Source organism: Rubeoparvulum massiliense (assembly GCF_001049895.1).
GTDB lineage: Bacteria > Bacillota > Bacilli > Rubeoparvulales > Rubeoparvulaceae > Rubeoparvulum > Rubeoparvulum massiliense.
In genome coordinates this window covers 250,067-274,356 of record NZ_CVPE01000004.1, presented here as the reverse complement: position 1 = coordinate 274,356, position 24,290 = coordinate 250,067, and the positions used below count along the sequence as shown (strand labels likewise).

Below are 24,290 nucleotides of genomic sequence, written 5' to 3'. Positions count from 1 at the left end.
CTCTACGATCTGGTGCTCATTTGTGCTCATGCACAAATCTAAGTATGTGAAATTGGTATCAATGCATAAAGGCAGAATGCTTGAACTAGTAGAAAATGTAGGTGACAACTTCCATGGGGGGGAGTTGTAAGTGATTTCAATCATTAAGCTAACAGGTTCTTTTAACACAGGGGTGAGAATGCGAACCCAGATAGTAGTCGAGGTTTTCTGTTGAACCGAAGAGGAAAGGAGTTGATCAGATGCAACAAACAGTCCAAGTAGGGTCCCAAAGTTATGTCCCCTTACTAGAAACACGAATCGATGCTTATCATCTACTGCGTCAGCTCTTTATTCAGGAGCCTACACGTGAATTACTTCAATCGCTGGTCAAGGAAGATTCGATGGCAACTTTTCCGTTTCAAGCAGAGAATGCCATGATTGCCGAAGGAATCACGAAGGTAAGGAGCTTTATGCAGGAGCATGACCTCTTAAAGGAGGCAACATTTGAGCATCTGCATTGGGACTACACCAGAATGTTTGTAGGACCTTACCGTCTTCCAGCACCACCATGGGAGTCTGCTTATATGAGTCAAGAGGGTTTGTTATTTCAGAAGGAGATGCTGGATGTACGTCAAGCATATCTGCGATACGAACTTTTGCCTGAACATTATGGCCATGAAGCAGATGATCATCTCGGTCTAGAGCTAGATTTCATGTATCAGCTATCAGTGCTAGCATGGCAAGCTAACGAAGCTGGGGATCAACAGAAACTGGTCAGACTCTTACATGATCTGCAGAGCTTTATTCATGAACATCTCTTGAAATGGGTCCCCCATTTTTGTGAAAAGATGTACAAGAATGCAGAAACACAGTTTTACCAAGGAATTGCCTTACTACTTCATGGTTTTCTCATTCTTGATACAGAAGCACTCCAACAACTACTAGCAGCTACAGAACGGAGATCCAATTAATTTGGAGGTGACACAACAATGGCAAATTTGATTGATAAGGCGAAGGAGTATCAATTAAGTCGGCGTAAGTTTTTAGGCGTAACAGCTGCAGCAGCAGGTACAGCTACAGTGGCTACATTGCCTGGTGGCTTAACAAAAGTGGATCAGATCCTAGCTGAAGAAGCAACGTCAAAAGCAGAGGAAGGGAAATGGGTCACTGCTGCATGCTGGCATAATTGTGGTGGACGTTGCTTGAACAAAGCGTATGTGATGGATGGTGTTGTCATTCGTCAAAAAACCGATGATACCCATCCAGACTCCCCTGATTTTCCACAGCAACGTGCCTGTGTCCGGGGACGTGCACAGCGGAAGCAAGTGTTTGCTGCAGACCGCTTAAAGTACCCCATGAAACGGAAGCATTGGGAACCTGGTGGTGGCAATAAGGAATTACGTGGACATGATGAATGGGTACGAATTTCTTGGGATGAGGCGCTAGACATTTTAGCCAGTGAAATCAAGCGGATTAAAGAACAGTATGGTAATCGTTCCATCCTTGTAACAGGTGGCGAAGCAAATCGTGCCCTTAATCTCTACGGAGGGTTTGTCGATCACTGGAACACTATTTCTTGGGGGAGTTGGCTACTAACAGGTCCTACGGTAGGACTACAAGATGGTTTTGATGACCATAGTACCAATGACCGACTAGACCTTCGTAACTCGCAGTTGGTTGTGATGTGGGGTGTGAATCCAGCATGGTCCTCAGGCGGTAGCCCTTCGTATAATTTCTTACAGGCAAAGAAGGCGGGAGCACGATTTATCTGTATTGATCCTGCCTATACCGATACAGCCGAATTATTAGAAGCAGAATGGATTCCCATCCGCCCAGGTACTGACCATGCCATGCTATTAGGAATGGCCTATACCCTCATTAAAGAGGATGATCCAGCTCTCAATCCTCTAATCGATTGGGACTTCCTCAATCGTTGTACCATTGGGTTTGATCAAGATCATATGCCAGAGGGTGCTGATCAGAAAGATAACTTCAAGGATTATGTGTTAGGAACTTATGATGGGATCCCGAAGACGCCAGAGTGGGCTTCCGAGATCTGCGGGATTGATCCTGCCCGCATTCGTTCATTGGCTGTTGAGGTGGGTGCAACCAATCGTGTTGCTCTACTCACAGGGTGGTCTTGTGCTCGGATCCAAAATGGTGATTCACTCCCACAAATGTTCATGACGCTCGGTGCGATGACAGGTCATATGGGACAACCAGGTCGGATGACTGGTGTCAGTTCCCACTATGCCACAGGGAATGGTGGCTATCGCCTCGTGAAGCGTGGCGGTGGAGGATTACCACCAATAGCACCTAATCCAGTGGATGATAGCATCAATGATGGTGAACTTTGGAGTGCAATCCTTGATGGGAAGTACACCGCAGGTAAAGATGATATTCGTGACATTAATATCCAAATGATTTATCACGGATACAATGCAATCCTCCAAACCACTGAAGGCATGGCCAAGGGTATTGAAGCTCATCGCAAAGTGGAGTTTGTTGTAAGCCATGCACAGTTCTTAACCACCAATGCCAAGTATTCTGATCTAGTTTTACCAGTTACCACGGAGTGGGAACGTGAAGGTGGCCTCCTCCACGGGAACCGTGAAGCGGTCTTCTTCTATACCAAAGTGACGGAACCACTCTACGAATCGAAGCCAGACTGGGTCATTGTTTCTGAACTAGGCAAAAGACTGGGTATTGATCCAGATAAAATGTATGGTGGCATCTCAGAAAAACAACAGCTCTTTAATAAACTGGCTACCACCACCGTCATCAATGAAGCAGGGACGGACTATGAGCCATTGATAACCATTACCCCTCAAGATATTCAGGAATGGGGCGTGGAAGGTAAACCACAAAAAGGTCGTATTACCTTGAAGGAGTTCCAAGAAGCAGGGGTGTATCAAGTTCCACGGAAGCCTGGGGATCATTATGGCTACATTGCTCAAGAAGCCTTCCGTAAAGACCCTGAAGCCAATCCATTGAGTACAACCGCCACAGGTAAAATGGAGATCTACTCCAAAAACCTTGCAGATATTGTAGAAGGCTATGGCTGGGGGACGATTAAGCCTATTCCAACCTATACACCTGCAATCGAAGGCTATCAAGCGACATTCTCGGATTGGGAAAACAAGGTGAAGGGAGAATATCCTTTACAAGTATACAACCCTCACTATCTTCGTCGCTCTCACTCGATCTTTGATAATGTGACTTGGTTACGTGAAGCATGGCCCAATCCAGTCTTCTTGAGCGCTAAAGATGCTAAGGAACGGGGAATCAAGAGTGGCGATACGGTGTTAATCACCAGCCCCCATGGTAAGACCCTGCGTATTGCAACGGTAACAGAACGCTTAATGCCAGGTATTGTCGGTCTCCCCCATGGAGCCTGGGTGAATGTGGATGAAAAAACAGGCATTGATCACGCTGGTGCAGATAACTACATTGTAGGTGCCTGCCCAACAGGGCAAGGTGTGAATGGTTACAATTCGTGTATTGCACAGGTAGAAAAATGGACTGGCAAGCCGTTGGAAGAAGACGTAAAAAGGCCACAACGGATCATTTTTGAATAAAGGAGTGAGACGTAATGGGACAAATGGGCTTTTATTATAACTGGGAAAATTGTATCGGTTGTAAGGCTTGCCAGATCGCCTGTAAGGATAAGAATGACCTAGAAGTGGGCGTACTATTCCGCCGTGTCTATGATTTTGAAGGCGGCAGGTATCCTCACCCTTACATCGAACACATCTCGATTAGCTGTAATCATTGTAAGGATCCAAAATGCGTGAAAAACTGTCCAACTGGCGCCATGTATAAACGGACGGAAGACGGCTTGGTTCTCCATGATGATTCAAAATGTATCGGTTGCCGGATGTGTGTATGGTCTTGTCCTTATGGTGCTCCGCAATATATTGAAGAGACAGGGAAGGTAGCAAAATGTACAGGATGTGCAGACTTACTGGAAAAAGGTGAAGAGCCAGCTTGTGTCGCCTCCTGTGTAATGCGTGCCATCGAATTTGGTGATATTGATGAACTACGGAAGAAGTATGGTGAAAAAGCAGATATTGAGTACCTGCCTGATTCTAGCATGACACATCCATCCATCACGATTCGGATGAAAGAACGTCGATAGGAAACAGAGGAGGGAGAAAAATGTTCCGAGAAGAATGGCCGTTGATGATGTTTACCCTATTTACACAATTAGCGGTAGGCACCTTTATCATCTTGTTTCTCATTCGATATCTTCTAGATAAACATGGTAATAAAGCGTTAGCAGCACAACTTACGAATCAAGGATTTCTACTGGTATGGCCGGTGATGGGCATCGCTTTAATTTTGTCCATCTTCCACTTAGGCTCTCCTGGTATTGCATTTCGTGCCATTAGTAATCTAGGCTCCTCTTGGTTGAGCCGTGAAATTCTCTTTGCTGGTCTTTTCTTTGCCCTCACAGTGGTGAGCTGGTACTTATATAAAAAAGGTCAAGGGGGACATATGATTGGGCTGATTACAGCTATCGTTGGACTGATTGCCGTCTACAGTATGTCCAGCATTTATGCTGCAGCGGTTAAACCAGCATGGTCCAATCTGAATACCTTCATCTGCTATTATGGTGTTACATTCACTTTTGGACCATTAGCAGCCATTGCGCTTGTAACTAGAGCAATGAAGGAAAATGCAGATCAACAAGTGCATGTATTGCTCAAGAAAATGAGCTATATTTCACTGATTGCTATCTTGATTCAATTAGTCTACCTCCCCATCTATTTAACCAGCCTCTCCCAGGGAGGCACAACAGCAGTAGCTTCCTTACAGCTACTATCGGATAGCTATAGCTTCCAAATGTTCCTACATTGGATCTTAACGGTGGTTGGTAGCATCCTATGTATCTACACCCTTGTCAAGAAGAATCCGATCAAGGCTCAGTCTCTTTTATATGTAGCATTTCTCTGCGTTATTGTCGGTGAGTTTATTGGTCGTTATGTGTTCTATGCCTCTGGCATTTCCATCATGATTGGTTAACCCCCCTTTTTACAATAGATATGATCAACCAAAAGCGGTTCCCTATTGGGGAACCGCTTTTGCTGTTAGAACGATATAAAAGCCATATGTCCTTATATATCCTCTTCCAAATTGAAGGAAGCTGGATGAGTAAGGTCAATACTTAGTTCACGTAAGCAGGGTCCTTCAGGACGCATCTCTTTAATATAAGAGGAGATGCCAATCTCCACATCAAGATCCTGAAGCAGAGGAATATAGCGAATGGAAAACTCAAGATAATCCCATTCATCATTCTGAATATAGTCGACATGCCCATGCTCTTTTAAACGAGATAACACGAGGGGAACATCGCTTCCAAATACCTTCGCAGACTTCAGGAAAAAATCACGATCAGACAATGTATATCGTTCTTCGTAAGGTGATAGAGCATTTTGTTGATAGACCTGTCCAGTCAGTTTGTTCTCAAAGGAACAGTAATGAATCCCCAATTGTAAGGAACGATCCATCGCAAATTGAATTAAGGAGAGAGCAGCTTCTTCACTTCCTGCAACAGGAAGACCGCCAGCATACCAATAGTTATATAGAATCTCACAGGGTGGATTCTTTACCTGAAAACCCTTCTCTTTAAAGACGGGTACATTATGAAAGGGAAAACAGAGCTCTAATAAATTGATGCCAAAGATCTGTAGTGCATCGAGCTTGAGAAGAAGTTCCTTCATCTCCTCAATATATTGGGGGATGACAGGCATTTCTACCATGACAGTTGGAATATACTGTTGTGCAAGGGTGATCCGATCCAAGGTATCATTGCGTTTGGAAGTAGGGTCCTCCATCTTAATGCTAAAGCGAATTTCTTGAAGATGAGCATCTTGTAGCTCCTTCAATAATTCCTCATTCAATTGATCACCTGAGGTATAAAGACGGGTATGTGTCACAGGTATATGGTCATGAGCATATTGAAAGAATTTGATGACATCATGGGGATGCAAAAGCGGCTCGCCACCAGTTAATGCGAGGTGGGAGATTTGTACTCCTTCATCAAGCAATTGTGCGAGCTGGGCAGTCACATCCTGTTTATGCTTACGATGATACTCATAATCTTCTTGATTGGGATTGAAGCAGAAATAACAGTTTCGGTGACAAGCTAATGAGATGAAGGTCGTAAAGCTTCCTACACCCTTCTTACAGGCTTGACATGCAGGTGAAATTCGATTGAGATAAATACTCTTCATCCCATTTCGGAGAAGAGCGCCTTGCTGTTCAAGGTGTTTTTTACACTTTAATGTTTCATCTGCCTCGATATAAGGAGCCATCGGTAGCCCAATCGCTTCTACCTGTTGGCAAAATTGGGCATAGATACCCTGATAGATCTCAGCATATCGCCGAAATTGAGGATTTGTCAGAGTTGAAATAGATTTTGTATCGAGCTTAGTTAACATGGTCAGCTGCTCCTTTCATAGACAAGATTAAATGGGGGGGATGAAGGAGCAACAGGTTCTTCTACAAGTAGATTAATGTCGAAATTGTAAAGATGCAAGCTATATCCCTAATTGTTCAATAAGGGAATGAAGTTTTTCTGCAGATTGGAGAAATTGTGCCTTTTCTTCAGGAAGCAGATTCATGGGAACCACTTCTTCAATTCCATGAAGACCGACAATGGCCGGAACGCCAAGATAAAGGTCAGAGACACCATGATAATCATGGAGGTAAGCTGAGACAGGAATAATGGAGTGCTGATCCTTTAGGATCGCTTCACAAATTTTCACTAATGCAAGGGCAATGGCGTAGTATGTAGCACCTTTCTTCTCGATAATATGGTAGGCTGCATTTCTAGTCTCATCCTCAATTCGTTTACGTTCAGCAGTAGAGATTGCCCACCGAGGATCGTCCTCGAAAGCATGGAGTGAAAGGCCCGGAAGATTCACGGAGCTCCAGACAGCCACTTCAGAATCACCATGTTCTCCAATGACTAAGCCATGGACATTCCGAGGATCGATCTGTAATTGCTCTGCTACTAGATAGCGGAAGCGTGAGCTGTCCAGCAGTGTACCAGAGCCAATAACCCGAGATTCTGGGAATCCAGAGAGTCGATAGGTCACATAGGTGAGAATATCTACTGGATTGGTAGCGATGAGGAGAATAGCATCACGGTTATATTGAGTGATTTGGTCAATGATTTGGCGAAAGATGGCCACATTGCGCTTTAGTAAATCAATTCGTGTTTCCCCTGGACGTTGGGCACTTCCTGCAGAGATGACGATGATGTCAGCACCGCGGCAGTCTGAATAATCCCCCGCGGTAATCTTCATGGGCTGTGCTAATAAGAGTCCATGATTTAGATCTAACACATCACCTACAGCCTTATCATGATTGGCATCGATAATCACGAGCTCATTCACGAGTCCCTTAACAAGCAGTGTGTAGGCAAATGTTGATCCTACTGCTCCACAGCCAATTAAGACGATTTTAGATGATTGCTTCATCGGGAATCCTCCTAACAAGAATCATTCTGAAAAAAATGCAGGATCTATAAGAAGATAGTCGAATCAATATAATCATACCCGATTTCAATCGTATGCATTATTGGAAACCTTTTCATTTTTGTGACATCAGGCATGTAATATCATGTTGAAGAAACCGAAAGGAAGAGAAAGAGATGACAAGGCGTGTCATAGGTACAATCATATTAATATTGGGCATTGTTCTGCTGGTTGGGAACTTAGGAGGAGGTAGCTGGGATTACCTATATCATTTTTTTAAATGGCTACCCATCTTAATCATTATTTTTGGTGTGGCGCTGGTTCTCAAAGGCGCCGTTGGACGCCTACCTGATTGGTGGCCAATACCAGTCATTCTCATCTATAGTGGAGTGATTCTTATTATCACACTGCAACAGCCTGTTATTAAGTATGAGGATGGCTCCTATCAATTCCAGACAGCACATACAGAGATCACGGAAGGGGCACTCCGTATTGACAGTGGAGCCGTCGATCTTACAGTAAGATCAGGAAAACTAACACCGCCCCAATGGCTGACAGGGACATATGGCGGCATACCTGTTACTGCAACGCTGGAAGAGCAGAAGAATCGGATTAGGGTGGATTGGAAGCAGCAAAGCTTCTCTATCACCAATTGGTTTCAAAATAAGCTGAAAAACCAGCAGGATATCCAGCTTTCTCCTCATTTAATTTGGGACGTGGAAGTGGATACGGGCGCATCTGACGTCGACCTGGAATTCGCAGATGTACCTGTTCGTAGCATTGTGGTAAAGTCTGGTGCCAGTGATCTATTAATCCGATTAGGGAATTTTGGACTGGAGACGAAGGTCTCTGTAGATGCAGGGGTCTCTGATCTAGACATCTATCTACCTCGAGGTGCAGGTGTAAGAATCGATAACGATAGCGGACTATCTGATAATAACTTTGTTGATCAAGGATTCATTAAAGACGGATCATACTATGAAAATCGTGAGTATCCTAATGCGACGACACGATTCACCATTAAGCTAAGTATGGGAGTCAGTAACATTAAGCTTAATTATTATTAATCTCCAAAACCTTACCAATCATTCTCACTTTAAAAGTAGCCATATGGCTACTTTTTTCTTGCAATGAAATGGTGATTGTTGCATATGGTGAAACAAGATTGGGAAAGGGGGCTCGATGATGTCCTATAACCGACAAGGAGCAATTCAATATGCTGAGCGTTGGTGGAATCGACATAATCCACAATTTGAATTATTTCTTGATGACTGCACCAATTTTATTTCACAATGCTTATGGGCTGGAGGTGCGCCGATGAGAGGGCAGGGGCAAAGGAATCAAGGCTGGTGGTACAATTTTTCATCCCCCCCCAATTGGAGCTATAGTTGGTCTGTTGCTCATAGCTTCACATTGTATCTACAGAATTCCCAACGTGGTTTAACTGGAACCCGTCTTCCTGAAGCGAGATTCCTTTCGCCTGGGGATGTAATCTGCTATGACTTTGATGGCGATGGGCGCTGGCAGCATACAGCTCTTGTTGTAGCCAAGGATCGGAATGGGGAACCACTCATGAATATGCACACCTATAATCGTAGGCTTCACCCCTGGCCATTACGGGATTCATCAGCATATACGGATCGTATACAATATGCATTTTTTCACATTGAAGTAAAGTGACCATCTCAGTATGAAGGAAGGAAGGATGGCGTAGAATACCTCTGAGAATAGATGGAGTGGAAGACTTCATCTGAATCAAGTCGATTTCAGCAGGAAGGGGTATTCTTATATGCAAAACAGTGGCTGGGTGGATGTGGGAGGAATTCGTGTATTTGTACAGGAGAGAGGTACAGGTATCCCTTTGATATTTATTCATCCCCCTCTCTTAACTGGTTCCAACTTTTATCACCAGTGGGTCAGCTTATCCCAGTATTTTCGAGTCATTCTTTTCGATATCCGAGGCCATGGGCAAAGCGATGCATCCACAACGCCCATCTCCTATGGGCTCATTGTTCAAGATATGGAGCGAATATTGGATGCGTTAGGGATTGATCAAGTGTTTTGTTGTGGCTACTCAACAGGTACCAGTGTTGCATTAGAGTTTACACTTACAAGGCCTGAACGTTGTAGAGGAATTGTTTTACTAAGTGGAATGTCAGGTGTATATGATCGTGGCTTAAGACAGCAGATTCAATTAGCGGTTAGGATGGCAGATAGTCCTCTTTTCCCAGTCTTGGCAGCTAGTATTGCCTGGGGAAATCACGATTCACCTTGGATTTTTAAGCGGTTTTTCCAAGAAGCAAGACAAGGAGACCAACAAAATATTGCACAATATTATCGTTATAGCCTATTTTATGACTGCTTTGCTCGGCTTAAAGAAGTGACCTCTCCTACTCTCTTATTATGTGGAGGAAAAGATGATCGCTATCAAAGGTACGGTGAACTGTTACATCGGGAGATCCCCCATAGTAAGCTGATGGTTATCCCAGAAGCCAAGCATCAGCTCCCAACAAAATGGGCAGCAGAAACAAATCAAGCCATTATTCAGTTTATTAAGAATGATGGAGGAAATGGTGAATAAATTGTTTATATTTGTAATAATTTTAATTAGAGTATAAAATAAAGATAATAATAAAAACAATTAGGGGAATTGAGGGTATGAAGATGAAACAGCACATGCTTGAACATACCATCGAGCGAATTAAAGAACAGGGTGGGCGAGTCACAATTCAGCGTATCGCCATTATTAATGTACTCCTACGCTTGGGCCATCCTACAGCAGAAGAAATCTATAAATTTATGCAGAAGGAATTTCCAACGCTCTCCTTTACAACGGTATATAATACATTGAAGTCATTGAAGGAATTGGGCGTTGTCCGTGAGTACCCACTATCCGAACGCTCCCGTTTTGAGATCGTGGAGAAACTGCATCCCCACTTTCATTGTGTCCGCTGTGACCAGCTTCTTGATGTAGAAGAGAAATACGTTCAGATCAAAATCGACCCCCAGTGTGGGAGTAAGTATAAGCCCACGGAGGTCGAGATTATCTTACATGGAGTCTGTCCAAATTGTCGATAAGCTTTTTAGTGAGGACATGATTCTTAACGATGGCGCTCAGGTATTAGCACTCCCTGAGGCTGTGATTGTGGTGCATGAACCACGCGTAATGCAGTCATTGCAGCGATCCCAGCGAGGATGAAGCCACCTGCAATATCGATGAGCCAATGAATGCCTAAATAGTTCGTGGAGATTACCACGAGAATGGCGATGATGGAACTAATCCATTTCCACAGCCGGTGACCTGAAGCGATTGCCAGCAAGGCGATGGAGATGGAGAGTGATGTATGCAGACTAGGAAAACAGTTATCTAAGCCCGACATGGGCCGATATTCTGTTTCAAATAAGGGATAAGCATCTGGAATAAGAAACTGCACATCAGGATGCATCACCCAGACTTCATTCACCGGGAACCAAAGGTAGAAGGGAATAGCGATGGCATAGTTAAGCATAATGGTAATGAAAAAGGCTTTAACCAAGTAATCCTGTCGGTGGTAGATGTAGATAAACAATCCAGCAACCATCATTGCAGGAAAAAGAACCACATAGATGAAAGTGAAGAAGTATGTGAGCCCACTAGTCTGGAAGGTTTGTTGGAGCCAGCCTGTAATGGCTCCCTCTAGTAAATAAAAGCTAGAGGTAAAATCATTGCTCGTCAAGGGAGTATGCTGCTCAATATGCAGCTCCCATTTGTTTAAGAGCAGAATACCAAGGGTAGCCAATAGATAATACAGGATATAACGCTGTTTCACCAATTGTTGAACCACACCGAAAACAATGGTGAAGGGTGAACGACGAGTAGCGATACCTAGTAACAGCAGAAAAGAAATCACTGCTGCTAGGGTAATCGTGAACATCGAATGAAACATTGTTCTCAACACCTTTATCAAACATAGTACGAATTGAAATATCATCTATCAGTTTACCACAATATTAAAAATTGGGAATGGAGAAATGAACTTATTAAAAGGAGAAGGCTCAGTACCTTCTCCTTTTGGTTTGAAATCTTAATGGAATTTCTACGAATTCTTCTTCCGTTTTATTCAGCTTTTTCCAATTGAGCAAAGCCTTCTTCTAGTAGAGGTTGAGCACGTTTTTGGAAATTGGCGATGGCTTCATCAACAGTAATTTCATGACGGATGGCCTTATTTAATTCTTCGCCACCTGCTTCATAGATTTCGAAGATGGTAGGCAACTCATCAAATGTTTTTTGATAAGGCGCGGAGTCTAAACGATAAAATGCGTCGTAATTAATATTATCAGTTTGAAGCTGTTGATCTTGGAAGGCTGGTAGTGGATCAAAAAGGTCCTTATTATGCTGTAAGTACTCTGGACTTGTAATAAATTCCAAGAACTTCCATGCGTTATCCACATTGGATGCACCTTGTGGAATCGCGTACATATTCGTTGAGAAGACACCACTTCCTACATTAGGAATGGAAGTGTGGGTTGGATAGGTAACAACATCAAATTCTAAATCCTTCAGTTCTTCGAATGCACCATTTCCAGCTTGTTCTTTTAGCATGTTTAAGATTTGGGCCTCCATGGCATAACCTGTAGCCATGGCTACCTCCCCCTTATAAAACCCTGGGAACATTGACATCGGATCTTGTTGGGCTGCAGCTAAATCTAGATCTTTCATGTCCTTCGTAGGAGGGATATATCCTTCATGGAACATATCTACGACATCCTGCCAGATTTGTTTCCAGGTTTCTGTATCCATCACAATTTTGTGGTCAACTGGATCGATAAAGCTGATATCGTAAGGTCGAGCATAATCTAGGAGAAAGCTGAATGGATTACCGATGCCATCTGCACGAGAAAAATCAAAGCCATAGATCGGTTTTTCTCCTTCTAAATTAGTCAATTGAATGGCTAACTCCTGAATTTGCTCCCAAGTCATATCATCGTGTGGCGGCTCGATCCCGGCTTTTTCAAATAAGCCTTTGTTATAGAAAAGAGCTTGGGTATTAAAACCAGTAACCACACCATAGATTGAACCGTTCCCCATGTCTTTAAGCTGTTGGAGCACATTGGGATAGTAACGATTTTGATCAAACTTATTCTTTTCCATTAATGGATCGAGGGGCATGAGTAGATCTTTTGATACCAACTGACTAATGATATCACCGTTTAAGAGAATGATATCAGGTGTAGGGTTACCCGTAATGGCTTCTTCATACATTTTGACATAAGAAGGAGTCTCTTTCCCATCATCATTTGTACTAGGATTTAAAATCTCCTGTTGTATTTTCATTAGCTTAGCGGAGAAGTCCACAACTTGTACATCGATCTCAGGATATTTCACGATGAATTTGTTTAGGATTTGATCACGAACCAGTGCTTCAGGAAAAGCTGTAGCAACGATTAATGTATTCGAAGCTTGGTCACCTGAAGTAGATGTTTCATTGGCTGGTGTTGAAGCAGAATCATCTTTGGAATTACAACCAACCAGTGGTGTAATTAAAAGCAGGGTTGCTAGCATCAATAATGTAATTTTTTTTAGATTCAAGCTCTTCACTCCTCTTCGTAGAATGACAGTGTATATGGTTAGATTAACCTCTGCCTCCTAAATCCACTATTATATACGGATGGGTTTGAGTAATAGTTGCATAAAAATCAATAATAATAGGAGAAGGCAGGAAACCTTCTCCTAAATTCTTACACAACCATAGGTAGCAGAGTGCCATTACTTTTTCTTATCTTCTTCTAATTTTTTGAGACCTTCTTCTAATAGTGGCTGCGCTTTGCTTTGAAAATTGGCGATCGCCTCATCTACGCTGATCTCGCTTTTGATCGCTTTTTTTAATTCGGTGCTCCCCACCTCGTAGATCTCTAAAATGGTAGGTAATTCATCAAAGGTCTTTTGGTAGGGTGCTGTATCTAGGCTATAAAAAGCATCCATATGAATCTTGTCATTATTGATCACTTGATCTTGGAAAGCAGGCAATGGATCGAGCATATCCTTATGATGCTGTAAGTATTCAGGGCTCGTAATAAACTCAAGGAATGTCCACGCTTCATCAAGATTATTGGCCCCCTTAGGAATGGCATAGAGATTTGCAAAGATTACAGCACTTCCTACATTGGGAAACTTAGAATGAGTAGGATAGGTGACAATATCAAACTCTAGATTCTCCATTTCGTTAGGAAACATTTGCTTAAACATTTTAATCATTTCGATCTCCATGGCATAGCCAGTGGTCATCGCAACCTCCCCTTTATAGAAGGGGGAGAGCATGGCATCCGAATTAGGATTCGCCATGACTTCAGCGAGATTTGCATCTTTTAGAGGTGGAATAGCACCTGTCTGGAACATATCTACGACCTCTTGCCAGATTTCTTTCCATGTTTCTGTATCCATGACGATTTTTTGGTCTACTGGATCGATGAAGCTAATGTCATAGGGCCGGGCATAATCAACAAGGAACATGAAGGGATTATCTTGGTATATAAAACGACCATAGTCGAACCCGTATACTGGCTTCTCTTGATCTGTATTGGTCATTTGAATGGCTAGCTGTTGAAGATCATTCCAGGTCATACCATCTTGGGGAAATTCGAGATTAGTCTGCTCAAACAAAGTTTTATTATAAAAAATGGCTTGATTATTAAAGCCAGTTACTAATCCGTAGATGGTTCCATTTCCCATCTGCTGTAGCTGCTGAAGTACATTGGGGTAGTAGCGTTCCTTCTTGAAGTTATGCTGCTCTAATAATGGATCTAACGGCATTAGAAGATCCTTTTCCACCAATTGCCCAATGATATCCCCATTTAATAAGATGATGTCGGGGCTTGGATCACTCTGAAGAGCCTCTTCATACATTTTATAGTAAGAAGTCGATGTTGAGGTCTCCTCGCCAGCTTGGACCTTCATCATTTCTTGCTGCAATTTCATAAGCTTATCCGAAAAATCAATAAACTCTACATTGATATCGGGATACTTGATGAGAAACTTGTTGACGAACTGGTCTCGGGCGAAGGCTTCGGGGAAGGCAGTCGCGATAATAAGGGTACGGCCTTCTCCATCCTTTTTAGCTGCTGTATCCGGTGTGCTTGTATTACCAGTAGTATTCTCTTTGGAGCTACATCCGATTAAAGGTGTTAATAATAACAATGTAGCGAGAACGAGTAATGTAAGCTTTCTCAATCTCAAATGAGCCACTCCTTCCTGATATTGGTAAAGAAAGATGTCAGATTACTTTTTACCTTTAAAGTAATATACGGGAGGATATGGAAAATGGTTGCAAAAATACAAACGAGTGAACGATGGTCACTCGTTTGTTCCTGTTGAAAGCTGTTCATTTTCGAGAAGCCTTCGTATATATTGCAAAGAAGTGTAGGTCCAATTAGTTTGTGAATCCTTATGCAATAATTCCATATAGTTTAGTAGAAACTGGATGCCATGCTGCAAGGACTTTCTACCATACCGCTTTTGATACTCATAAATCAAGCGATAGGAATGAAGGTTTACGGCATTGGAAAGGATGAGTTGTTTCACTTTTTCGACACCTTTGGTTGTTGGTATTACTTCATTGGTACGGCCATCCTTGGTTCCTTTTCTGATTTCTACATATTGATGTTCTTCTAACCATCGAAGTTGTAATAATACCGTTGTGAAATGTTGATTCATGATGCGGCTAATTTGTGTTGGTGTGACAGGTGTTTCAAAAGTGACCACGATAAACAAAATATGAAGATGGGATGCGCTTTTTAGCTTCGTTTGCTTCGCAATTTCATCGAGATCTTGTAATATAGCGCCATGAACACTATGGACTGCGTTAAATAAGATATGGAAATCTTCTTGATACATTCGCAGCGAATCCTTTCTATAACGATATTGGTCCTCGATCCGGAGTTTACTCTTTTTCTAAGTTAAAGATGTGTTATACGCTAATAATATATCATTTATGCCAGAATTTGTCTAGTTACTTCCGACTTTTGCCATGGAATTTCAGGATTGTTTTCCATCTTTATCTCAGAAGTCATATGTAGAGTCGCCTTAGAGGAAAGAAGGAAGGTACTGGTAAGACCAAACAAGATTTTTCCATTGGTGAAAATGTATGATTCGGTTTATACCTTCGCATAGTAATGATGGAGGTGATATTCAATGGATAAGAATCGTTACACCAAGACTGGTACCAACATTAATCGTGTAAGAGAACAAAACAGTAAAGTAAACAATACAGAGTTTGGCACGGAAATGGATGCCAATCGTCCAGCAACTAATAATCGCAATGTAACTGATCGTAATGTAACTGATCGTAATCGCACAGAATCTTAATCATTATTTTCATGTAAATTCACAGGATCAATCAACCCCCACGTCATAGGATGTGGGGGTTGTACTGTGATATAATCAGGGACAAGAGGAAATAAGAGGAGTGCGGTCATGATTATTGGACTTGGAGTAGATATGGTGGAACTTAATAAGATGGAGTCTGCCCTTCATAATCATCCCCATTTTATTGAGCGTATATTGACACGAAATGAAATAGCGGATCTTCCAACGCAGCAGCAACGACGCATTGAGTTTATTGCAGGTAGATTTGCTGTGAAGGAGGCTGTTTCCAAGGCCTTAGGAACTGGGATAGGGCAATATCTTTCCTGGCAGGACATCGAAATTATCAAGCAACCAACTGGAGAGCCCAAGGTATTACTACTACCACAGCTATTTTCCAAGCATCCTCGTCTTCGCGGACTCACTTCAGAGGAGCTATTCATATGGTGTTCCATCAGTCATACGGGCCATGATGCCATTGCACAAGTACTGATCGAACGGAAGTATTGAATGCCATTCAATCTTAACCACACATGCTTGCTTGCATAACCGGACATGTTCATACATATGATGATATCACCGGTAGGAGGGAGAAAAATGCTTCTAGTGACAGCAGAAGAAGCGCACCAGATGGACCATTGGGCCTGCCGACATGCTGGAATACCCCTGTTTATGTTAATGGATCATGCAGGTAGAAGAGTAGCTGAAGAGATTAAGAGTCGATTTCAACCAGAAAGCTCAATCGTGGTGGTAGCGGGTACTGGTAATAATGGTGGAGATGCAATTGTTTGTGCGAGATATCTGCTGCAGTGGGGTTATCAGGTGACATTGCTGATGGCAGGTACTGAAAGTAAGCGTTCACAGGATAGTAAGCGTCACTTACAAGCATACCGAAGCTGGAACGGACTCGTTCAGCAGTGTGAGGAGCTTGATGAACAGAGGACGGAGGGGCTTTTCGCTTCTGCTCAACTACTAGTGGATGGCTTATTAGGGACAGGACTAAGGGGTGCGCCTCATGAAGAGTATCGAGGGCTGATTCAGTTGATGAATGAGAGTCAGGTTCCGATCCTTGCCATTGATCTCCCCAGTGGATTGCTGGCTGATCAAGGTGAAATACCAGGAGATGTGATTCAAGCTACCTGGACCGTTACCTTTGAGGCTTATAAGTGGTGTCATCTCTTATCTCCAGCCACTAGTAAAGTAGGGAAGGTGATTGTCGCCTCCATTGGAATTCCACCTCGTGCAGCAGTGGAATTGGGGCTGAAGAATCAAGTGTTAACCACTGCCATGATCGCTTCTTTATTACCAGTACGAGAGAATGAGAGTCATAAGGGAAGCTATGGACATCTCTGCATTATCGGCGGTTCCCAGTGGATGCCCGGCGCGCCGCAGTACGCCATGGAGGCAGCATATCGAATGGGAGCAGGTCTGGTAACGCTTGGACTTCCCTATTCACTTGCTCAAGGCTTAGCTACTCAGGTTCGCTTACCATTACTCTGGCCTTGGGAGGAGGAAGAATCACATTTTGCAACCACTAGCTCTGCACAACAAGATTTTGATCCCTATACTGCTCTGGCAATTGGGCCTGGAATTGGGGTGTGGAATGGTGGAGAGCGCTGGTTAGAGCAGCTGCTAAATCGTTCTCATCAACCTGTTGTAATCGATGCAGATGCTCTTAAGCTCCTTGCCCGTCACCCGCAAATGCTTACTCAACACGGGGAACGAATCATTCTGACGCCTCATCCTGGAGAGATGGCAGTACTGTGTAACGTGAAGAAGGAGGAAGTTCGGCAGCATCGCAGGGAACTGGCTATCGAATTAGCCACGAAGTGGGGAGTTCATGTGGTACTGAAGGGCTTTCATACCTTGATAGCTACACCTGATGGTACTGTATATTGCAATCCAACAGGCAATGCAGCGCTAGCCAAGGGAGGTACTGGTGATATCTTAACAGGAATGATTGCTGCTCTCCTTGCCCAAGGTGTTGCATTATGTGACGCAGCGCGAGTAGGCACCTATCTCCACGGTTTAATTGCTGACCTTTATACAGGTGATCCGTATAGCCTCTTGCCAGCAGACGTGATCACTCATATTCCTAGAGTACTCCAGCATGTTTTGACAATACGGTCCACATCAGCTTAATTATTTCCGAGGAAATGACATTTTCCCTCCTTTGTCAACAATAGACGAAGGGGTTGATTTTAAGTGAAACGATGGATCATCGTTCTTTGTATCATGCTATTTCCTGTCATCATGATGGTAGGCTGTAGCAGTGAGATGAGCATGAATGAAGTATTAGGGGCAATCCAGAAGAAGAGTGAATCGCTTTCAGGGTATAAAATAAGCGGAACAATGACGATTCATACTGGAAAAACACCTGTGCAATATGATGTACAGGTATGGCATAAACGTCCCCATTATTATCGTGTTACCATGGAGAATGCGAATCAGAGCGTTTCCCAAATGATCCTTCGTAATGATGATGGTGTCTTTGTGTTAACACCAAGTCTTAATAAGAGCTTTCGCTTTCAAAGTGACTGGCCTAAGAATCATGAACAGCCATACTTACTAGAATCCATTGTGAACGCGCTAATTCAAGATGAAGGGCGCATGATGGAGAGTACAGAAGAGGGCTATGTCTTTAAAGTGAAGGGGAACTATCGTAACCAATCGATGGTGGCCCAACAGATCGCTTTTTCAAAGGAGATGATGCCCCTTCAAGCAGAGATCTTTGACGCAGAAGGGAATCAGTTAGTGGTTTTAAAGTTTAATGATGTACAGTTAAATCCTACTTTCCCAGAGGATGCCTTTAGTAAAGAGAAAAATATGCAGCAACAGTCCATGAATAGTACAGGACACATACAAAATGCCCAACCCATGATGGGTGTAATTCACCCTTCCTATCTTCCTGATGGTGTTGAACTCTTAGGAGTGGAGCAGGTTGAACGGGCAGAGGGTGATGTTTTTGTTTTAAAATATGGTGGTACTTATCAATTTGTTGTCACTGAGGAACGTCCACAAGCGTTGCAAGCAAGTACTTTCTATGGCACTCCAGTGGATCTTGGAAGTACCATTGGTGTAATGACAGGCACGGCTCAAAAGTCATTACATTGGACCGATAATGGTGTGGATTATTTATTATCGGGTACACTGCCAGAGCAAGAAATGCTGTTGGTTGCCCAGTCGTTGCTAGGACAGATTAGCAGTAAGTAATCCAATCTGTAGGAATAACAGGTTCAGGTGGAGAGCAATCTCTACCTGAACCCAATCTACTTTACTGACAAGAAAAGTTCTTTTTGCATACCATATATGTTAGGTTGACAGTAAAATGTAGAGAGTCTAGTATTATTGTGTTATAGACAGTGAACTGATTTTTGAAAGGGCGAGACCAATGGATTTGAAGTCGCATGAGATCATAATCAAAGAAGTCTCTTCCTATAAAACGCTATTGTTCCGCAAGGGGATGGCGTACCGGATTTTAGAGACAGTCATATTTATTCTTGGTATTATTATTGCCTTTTATATGATTGGTGAAAATAACCTGCAGTTTAAATTATCAGCGGTTGCCATCGCTGCGTTGGTTGTAGGAGGCTCCCCTTTTATTTATCAAGCGCTGCTTCATCCTACTTACACCTTAACGAAAACAGAACTGTGGATATCTGTAGGACAGAAGGAGCAAATGGTTCCACTGGCCAATATCAGCCCATCCTACGACTTACGTTATATGTATTATTTAAATGGAAAGAAAAAGCCGCTAATGGTTTCTGATCAATTCTTAGAAGTGCTTAATCAGGAGCTATGGCGTATTCGTCATTTGAAAAAACATAAATAGCTAGTGGTAGCCACTGGCAAGAGCAAGCTAGGTTGAAAATAAAGGCAGGAGAGTAGAATGGAAGAGGTTTTTTATCGCGATACATGGGTAGAGGTTGATTTAGATGCCCTGCGTCACAATCTGAGATGTGTGAAAAAACAGTTTTCAGCAAATACACGTTTTATGGCCATTGTAAAAGCAGATGGATACGGACATGGGGATCAGTTTGTCGCAAAAATCGCGTTAGCAGAGGGCGCAAACTTCTTGGGTGTAGCTTTATTGGACGAGGGCTTGCATCTCCGTAGTATTTACCCAGATGTACCAATCTTGGTCTTGGGCTATACCCATCCACGTTATATCAAAGAAGCCATCCATCATCAAATTTCCCTCACTATTTTTCATGAAGAAGAGCTGCCCATTATCGAGAAAATTGCTAAGCAGGAAGGAAAAGTAGCACGTCTTCATCTGAAGATTGACTCAGGAATGGGAAGAATTGGTATCCCTCCTCAACCAGAAAATGTGGTACGATTTGTTCAATCTATTCAAAAGAGCCCCTGGTTGATGCTAGAAGGTGTCTTTACTCATTTTGCCAATGCGGACCAAGTAGATATGACAGCCACCCAGCTTCAATGGGATCGTTTTCAGCAAGCCACAGCCAAAATTGAGAAAAAAGCTGGTTTCCCTATCTTACATGCAGCTAACAGCGCAGCCATTCAGCAGTTTCCTGTGGCGCATCTGGATATGGTACGAGTTGGTATTGTTATGTATGGACTTTATCCATCACCTTCTATGCAAGCACTTTATCCTGATTTACAACAGGTTCTCTCCTTTAAAAGTAAGATCAGTCATATCAAGACTGTCCAAGCCGGAGAACCCATTAGCTATGGCTCAACCTATGTCTCCTCCACAACGGAGCGGATTGCCACGATTCCAGTAGGTTATGCCGATGGTTATAGTAGACTTTTATCCAATAAGGGTGAAGTCTTAATCTGTGGCGTTCGCTGTCCTGTAGTAGGAACAGTCTGTATGGATCAAATGATGGTGAATGTTTCCCATCTCCCAAATGTGGCATTAGATGATGAAGTGGTACTTTATGGTAAACAAGGTACTGAGGAGATTCGACTTGAAGAAATTGCTGCAAAAGTGGGTACAATAAGCTATGAAATAGCTTGCCAGTTAAGTAAGCGTGTTCCACGAAAATATTTGGATGGTAACAGTACGTCTACTGTTAATTATTACTTATAATTATTGAAGGGATTGCGACATAAAAGGTCGAAATAATAAATGATTTAGCGGATTCATGCTACACTAATAGAAAATAGTATATTTTTGCAATTGTTACGACATAATGGTATTATTATGTAGATTAGGTACGAAGAATATTATCGGTGCATGTCGCTGGAGGTGTTGACTCGTGGCACAAGAGACAAAACGAATCGTGATTAGCATACCCCAGAATTTACTAAGTGAAGTTGATGGATTCGTACGCCAGGATCGTTCCAATCGAAGTGAATTTATCCGCCAGGCTATGAGAATGTATGTGAAGGAACGTAAAAAACGCCAGATACGAGAAAATATGCAGCAAGGTTATATGGAAATGGCAAAAATTAACCTTCACATGGCCTCCGAGGCATTTACAGCAGAACAAGAAGCAGAGCATACACTGGGCCGCTTAGTTAGCGGGGTGTAATGATTGTCATTTATCGTAAAACGTGGTGATGTGTATTTTGCCGATCTATCCCCTGTAGTCGGTTCGGAGCAGGGTGGAGTAAGGCCGGTTTTAATCATTCAGAACAATATAGGAAACCGCTTCAGCCCTACCGTGATTGTAGCAGCCATTACAGCACAGATTCAGAAGGCGAAGCTACCCACTCATGTAGAGATTGATGCTGCAATATATGGATTTGATCGTGATTCCGTAATATTATTAGAGCAGATTCGAACCATTGATAAGTCTCGATTAACCGATAAGATTACCCACCTAGATGAGGAAATGATGAAAAAAGTAGATGATGCTATTCAGATCAGTCTGGGACTCATCGAATTTTAATAATGTGTGTGAAAGCTGTCCAAGGACAGCTTTTTTACTTTTTAACGCACTATGCGGCAATCATCATTCTTGAGACTCCCACGACTAAAGTCGCAAGCCCTGACGGGTGGGATTCCTGCATGGCTTTGCGTTCTCAGTCCATTTCTGTTTTGAACAGCCTGCAAGATGAGGGTGTCTCATCACCCCTCCATATCCAGTGCATATAGCAGATATGGCTACGCTACTATGACCATCGCGTACAGTTTTTTCGTTCGTGGTGTTTTAGCGTCTTGTTCTTGACGACACATATCGTTTTACCGATCGCATGTATTAGGCGATCGAACCTTATACGATATCCAATTTTCAAAGAACGAGGTTGTGTTAGAGACTTGTACTTGTCTATAAGCAAATTATAGTACAATTCAGACAATTATGGTAGCCATAAGCTACCCCTTGTCTGACCTCGCTTTCATCCCATGTCTAAAGACGGGCTACGCCCTGCATGGGCTTTCTCGTTCGGAAAATCGGTAATGAATGATAAAAAAGGAAATTGATTGTTTGTATCGAAATAGGAGTAAAAGTCATATTACTTGCCCAGATCTCAAAGATGTGTTGCCACAATTAATCCGTTATTATCTCAAGAATCGAAATGATCCAACGAAGCAGTTATCGATTCACTAAGGGAAAGAGGAGGAAGAACAATGCTGGTGGATAAAATAGAGCAGCTTGAAGAAAAAATGAAGAGCTTGGAGAATTTTTCTGGTGCTGTTCAAATCAAAGAGCGAGATGAAGTGATTTTGAAAGATGCCTTCGGATATGCAGATATTCGGAATAGCATCAAGAACAACGTACATACACGCTTTGGAATTGCTTCAGGAGCAAAATTACTAACAGCGATTGGAATATGTAAATTGGTAGATGAAGGTCTGATCGATTTTGGTACATTATTAAAAGATTGCCTCCCCATCGATTTTCCCAATTTTGATTCCCAGGTTACCATTCATCATTTATTAACGCATTCCTCAGGAATTCCTGATTATTTTGATGAAGAAACCATGGATGACTTCAGTGAATTATGGATCCATAATCCTATGTATCTCCTCAGGGAACCGAAGGATTTTCTCCCCATGTTTCAGCAGTCTAAAATGATGTTTGCACCTGGGGAGAAATTCTACTATAACAATGGAGCGTTTATTGTATTGGGCCTCGTTATTGAACATGTAGCAAAAATACCCTTTGTAGACTTTGTTCAACAGAAGATCTTTGATCCGCTGGAAATGAAGGATTCTGGCTATTTTGTTCTGGATCAACTACCTGGGAATTGTGCATACGGTTATCTGGAAGATGAGGCAGGAACCTTGAAGACAAATATCTATTCCATTCCAGTAGTTGGCGGACCGGATGGTGGGGTATTTATGACTGTGGATGATATGAGTAAGCTGTGGCAGGGACTAATTCATTGTAAATTGTTAAGTGAGAAAGTGACCACTAAACTATTAACACCACAGATCCATGATGATGGAGAGTTTTACTACGGCTATGGTATATGGATTCGGAAAAAGGATGAGAAGGTTTGGAAATACTTCCTCACCGGTATGGACCCTGGAATTCGATTCATGTCATCCTACTACCCTGAGGCACAAATTGAGGTAACAGCATTGGCAAATCGGGAATTTGGACCTTATGATATCACGATGCATGTGGAGTCCTTATTTTCGGAACGTGATGGGAAATGACCAGTTGCAACAAATACGTACCAATTTTAAAAAGATCATAGAAGGATATCACAGACAACAGAAAGAAAAAGAAAGATAAAGTTGAAACGCCAAAGCTCATGATTAGAATAAGGTGGGAATAATGGATAAGCCAAATAACACAGCAATATATCAAGAAGAGAAAAAGCTGGAGGAGAAGATTGAACAGTGTCAAAGGAATAACTCTCCAGTACTACTAGAGGAGATCGTACAATCCTGTACCCCCCTTGTGTGGAAGCTGGTGCATAAAGGAGCTGCAGTTCCAGGAGAGACAGAGGATCTTTACCAAGTTGGGATGTTGGCATTAATTCTTGCGATCCAAAGATTTGACCCAGAACGCGGAACTTCCTTTGCTGCCTATGCTATTCCCACCATTGATGGGGAGATAAAACGATATAAACGCGACAAAACCTGGCTTTTACATGTCCCCCGCAAGACCAAGCTTGTAAGCCAGCAGATGCGCAGGGTGATGGAGGAGTATATTGCTAAACAGGAAGCGATGCCTACCACAGATCAACTAGCTGGGATGCTAAATGTTTCAGAAGAGGAGATTATCAATGCCCTAGAGGCAATTCAAAATTATCATCCACTTTCCATTGATCAGCCGTTGTCTCTCTCCGATGAGCATGTGGCCTCCATTCTCGATGTGCTAGGGGAGGAGGATGAAGGGTTTGATGAGGTGGAGATTCGTCTTACCTTAGAGCGAGCCCTTCAATCCTTTACGGAAGAAGAGCAGCATGTGATACTGAATATCTACATTAAACAGCAGAGTCAAAAGGAAGTAGCAACGCTTTTAGGACTCTCGCAAATGCAGATCTCACGTATTCAAAGGAGAGCCATTACCAAGCTACAGGAGATGGTGAAGGCATATCGGAAGAGTTTAGGAAGATAGAGA

At 42.7% G+C, this 24,290-nt stretch carries 24 protein-coding genes; 18 read left to right on the top strand and 6 right to left on the bottom strand.

The features are described 5' to 3' along the window. The first annotated feature begins 239 nt into the window (after positions 1 to 239). Genes BN1691_RS03940 through BN1691_RS03925 form a run of 4 tightly spaced genes read left to right on the top strand, consistent with a single transcriptional unit; the run spans position 240 to position 5,004 of the window. Positions 240 to 950, top strand: a complete 711-nt coding sequence (locus BN1691_RS03940; RefSeq protein WP_048600915.1) for a TorD/DmsD family molecular chaperone — start codon at positions 240 to 242, stop codon at positions 948 to 950. 18 nt (positions 951 to 968) lie between these two features. Then, positions 969 to 3,557: a molybdopterin-dependent oxidoreductase gene (locus BN1691_RS03935; RefSeq protein ID WP_048600914.1), complete on the top strand. Its 2,589-nt coding sequence runs from the start codon at positions 969 to 971 to the stop codon at positions 3,555 to 3,557. A 14-nt stretch (positions 3,558 to 3,571) separates the two neighbouring features. Further along, positions 3,572 to 4,117: a DMSO/selenate family reductase complex B subunit gene (locus BN1691_RS03930; protein WP_048600913.1), complete on the top strand. Its 546-nt coding sequence runs from the start codon at positions 3,572 to 3,574 to the stop codon at positions 4,115 to 4,117. 20 nt (positions 4,118 to 4,137) lie between these two features. After that, positions 4,138 to 5,004: a dimethyl sulfoxide reductase anchor subunit family protein gene (locus BN1691_RS03925; protein WP_048600912.1), complete on the top strand. Its 867-nt coding sequence runs from the start codon at positions 4,138 to 4,140 to the stop codon at positions 5,002 to 5,004. Between the two features lie 92 nt (positions 5,005 to 5,096). Here the strand turns inward: BN1691_RS03925 and BN1691_RS03920 are convergent, their stop codons facing one another. After that, positions 5,097 to 6,422: a radical SAM protein gene (locus BN1691_RS03920; RefSeq protein WP_048600911.1), complete on the bottom strand. Its 1,326-nt coding sequence runs from the start codon at positions 6,420 to 6,422 to the stop codon at positions 5,097 to 5,099. Positions 6,423 to 6,521: 99 nt separating this feature from the next. Next, complete coding sequence (locus BN1691_RS03915) at positions 6,522 to 7,466, bottom strand: L-lactate dehydrogenase (protein ID WP_048600910.1); 945 nt, start codon at positions 7,464 to 7,466, stop codon at positions 6,522 to 6,524. Between the two features lie 173 nt (positions 7,467 to 7,639). Between BN1691_RS03915 and BN1691_RS03910 the strand changes: the two genes are divergently transcribed. From BN1691_RS03910 to BN1691_RS03895, 4 genes are all read left to right on the top strand, one after another. After that, complete coding sequence (locus tag BN1691_RS03910; RefSeq protein ID WP_048600909.1) at positions 7,640 to 8,530, top strand: hypothetical protein; 891 nt, start codon at positions 7,640 to 7,642, stop codon at positions 8,528 to 8,530. Positions 8,531 to 8,648: 118 nt separating this feature from the next. Then, positions 8,649 to 9,143, top strand: coding sequence for an amidase domain-containing protein (locus tag BN1691_RS03905; protein ID WP_053083698.1), 495 nt, complete (start codon positions 8,649 to 8,651; stop codon positions 9,141 to 9,143). A 109-nt stretch (positions 9,144 to 9,252) separates the two neighbouring features. Further along, complete coding sequence (locus BN1691_RS03900) at positions 9,253 to 10,044, top strand: alpha/beta fold hydrolase (protein WP_048600908.1); 792 nt, start codon at positions 9,253 to 9,255, stop codon at positions 10,042 to 10,044. A 77-nt stretch (positions 10,045 to 10,121) separates the two neighbouring features. Beyond that, positions 10,122 to 10,541, top strand: coding sequence for a Fur family transcriptional regulator (locus tag BN1691_RS03895; RefSeq protein WP_048600907.1), 420 nt, complete (start codon positions 10,122 to 10,124; stop codon positions 10,539 to 10,541). Between the two features lie 23 nt (positions 10,542 to 10,564). Here the strand turns inward: BN1691_RS03895 and BN1691_RS03890 are convergent, their stop codons facing one another. The 4 genes from BN1691_RS03890 to BN1691_RS03875 form a co-directional block, all read right to left on the bottom strand. After that, positions 10,565 to 11,389 (bottom strand): phosphatase PAP2 family protein, encoded by an 825-nt coding sequence (locus BN1691_RS03890; protein ID WP_048600906.1) that lies wholly within the window; start codon positions 11,387 to 11,389, stop codon positions 10,565 to 10,567. Between the two features lie 170 nt (positions 11,390 to 11,559). Continuing rightward, positions 11,560 to 13,032 carry an ABC transporter substrate-binding protein gene (locus BN1691_RS03885; RefSeq protein ID WP_048600905.1) on the bottom strand — a complete coding sequence of 491 codons (1,473 nt, stop codon included), beginning with the start codon at positions 13,030 to 13,032 and terminating at the stop codon, positions 11,560 to 11,562. A 177-nt stretch (positions 13,033 to 13,209) separates the two neighbouring features. Continuing rightward, positions 13,210 to 14,676: an ABC transporter substrate-binding protein gene (locus tag BN1691_RS03880; RefSeq protein WP_048600904.1), complete on the bottom strand. Its 1,467-nt coding sequence runs from the start codon at positions 14,674 to 14,676 to the stop codon at positions 13,210 to 13,212. 117 nt (positions 14,677 to 14,793) lie between these two features. After that, positions 14,794 to 15,333 carry a MarR family winged helix-turn-helix transcriptional regulator gene (locus BN1691_RS03875; protein ID WP_048600903.1) on the bottom strand — a complete coding sequence of 180 codons (540 nt, stop codon included), beginning with the start codon at positions 15,331 to 15,333 and terminating at the stop codon, positions 14,794 to 14,796. Between the two features lie 297 nt (positions 15,334 to 15,630). Between BN1691_RS03875 and BN1691_RS14370 the strand changes: the two genes are divergently transcribed. From BN1691_RS14370 to BN1691_RS03830, 10 genes are all read left to right on the top strand, one after another. After that, a complete protein-coding gene (locus tag BN1691_RS14370) occupies positions 15,631 to 15,804 on the top strand; it encodes a hypothetical protein (protein WP_156179047.1) in 174 nt (57 codons plus the stop codon). A 108-nt stretch (positions 15,805 to 15,912) separates the two neighbouring features. Next, positions 15,913 to 16,311 (top strand): holo-ACP synthase, encoded by a 399-nt coding sequence (gene acpS / locus BN1691_RS03870; protein WP_048600902.1) that lies wholly within the window; start codon positions 15,913 to 15,915, stop codon positions 16,309 to 16,311. Between the two features lie 87 nt (positions 16,312 to 16,398). Further along, entirely contained in the window at positions 16,399 to 17,943 is a 1,545-nt protein-coding gene (locus BN1691_RS03865) for a bifunctional ADP-dependent NAD(P)H-hydrate dehydratase/NAD(P)H-hydrate epimerase (RefSeq protein WP_048600901.1), read from the top strand. Positions 17,944 to 18,006: 63 nt separating this feature from the next. Continuing rightward, positions 18,007 to 19,014, top strand: coding sequence for an outer membrane lipoprotein-sorting protein (locus tag BN1691_RS03860; RefSeq protein ID WP_048600900.1), 1,008 nt, complete (start codon positions 18,007 to 18,009; stop codon positions 19,012 to 19,014). A gap of 178 nt (positions 19,015 to 19,192) precedes the next feature. Beyond that, positions 19,193 to 19,633: a hypothetical protein gene (locus tag BN1691_RS03855; protein ID WP_048600899.1), complete on the top strand. Its 441-nt coding sequence runs from the start codon at positions 19,193 to 19,195 to the stop codon at positions 19,631 to 19,633. A gap of 57 nt (positions 19,634 to 19,690) precedes the next feature. Further along, entirely contained in the window at positions 19,691 to 20,857 is a 1,167-nt protein-coding gene (gene alr, locus BN1691_RS03850; protein WP_048600898.1) for an alanine racemase, read from the top strand. Positions 20,858 to 21,026: 169 nt separating this feature from the next. After that, positions 21,027 to 21,302 carry a CopG family ribbon-helix-helix protein gene (locus tag BN1691_RS03845; protein ID WP_048600897.1) on the top strand — a complete coding sequence of 92 codons (276 nt, stop codon included), beginning with the start codon at positions 21,027 to 21,029 and terminating at the stop codon, positions 21,300 to 21,302. Between the two features lie 12 nt (positions 21,303 to 21,314). Next, positions 21,315 to 21,662, top strand: coding sequence for a type II toxin-antitoxin system PemK/MazF family toxin (locus tag BN1691_RS03840; protein ID WP_048601188.1), 348 nt, complete (start codon positions 21,315 to 21,317; stop codon positions 21,660 to 21,662). Positions 21,663 to 22,342: 680 nt separating this feature from the next. After that, on the top strand, positions 22,343 to 23,377 hold the full coding sequence (locus BN1691_RS03835; RefSeq protein WP_048600896.1) for a serine hydrolase domain-containing protein: 1,035 nt from the start codon (positions 22,343 to 22,345) through the stop codon (positions 23,375 to 23,377). 121 nt (positions 23,378 to 23,498) lie between these two features. Further along, positions 23,499 to 24,287, top strand: a complete 789-nt coding sequence (locus BN1691_RS03830; RefSeq protein WP_048600895.1) for a sigma-70 family RNA polymerase sigma factor — start codon at positions 23,499 to 23,501, stop codon at positions 24,285 to 24,287. The last annotated feature ends 3 nt before the right edge of the window (positions 24,288 to 24,290 follow it).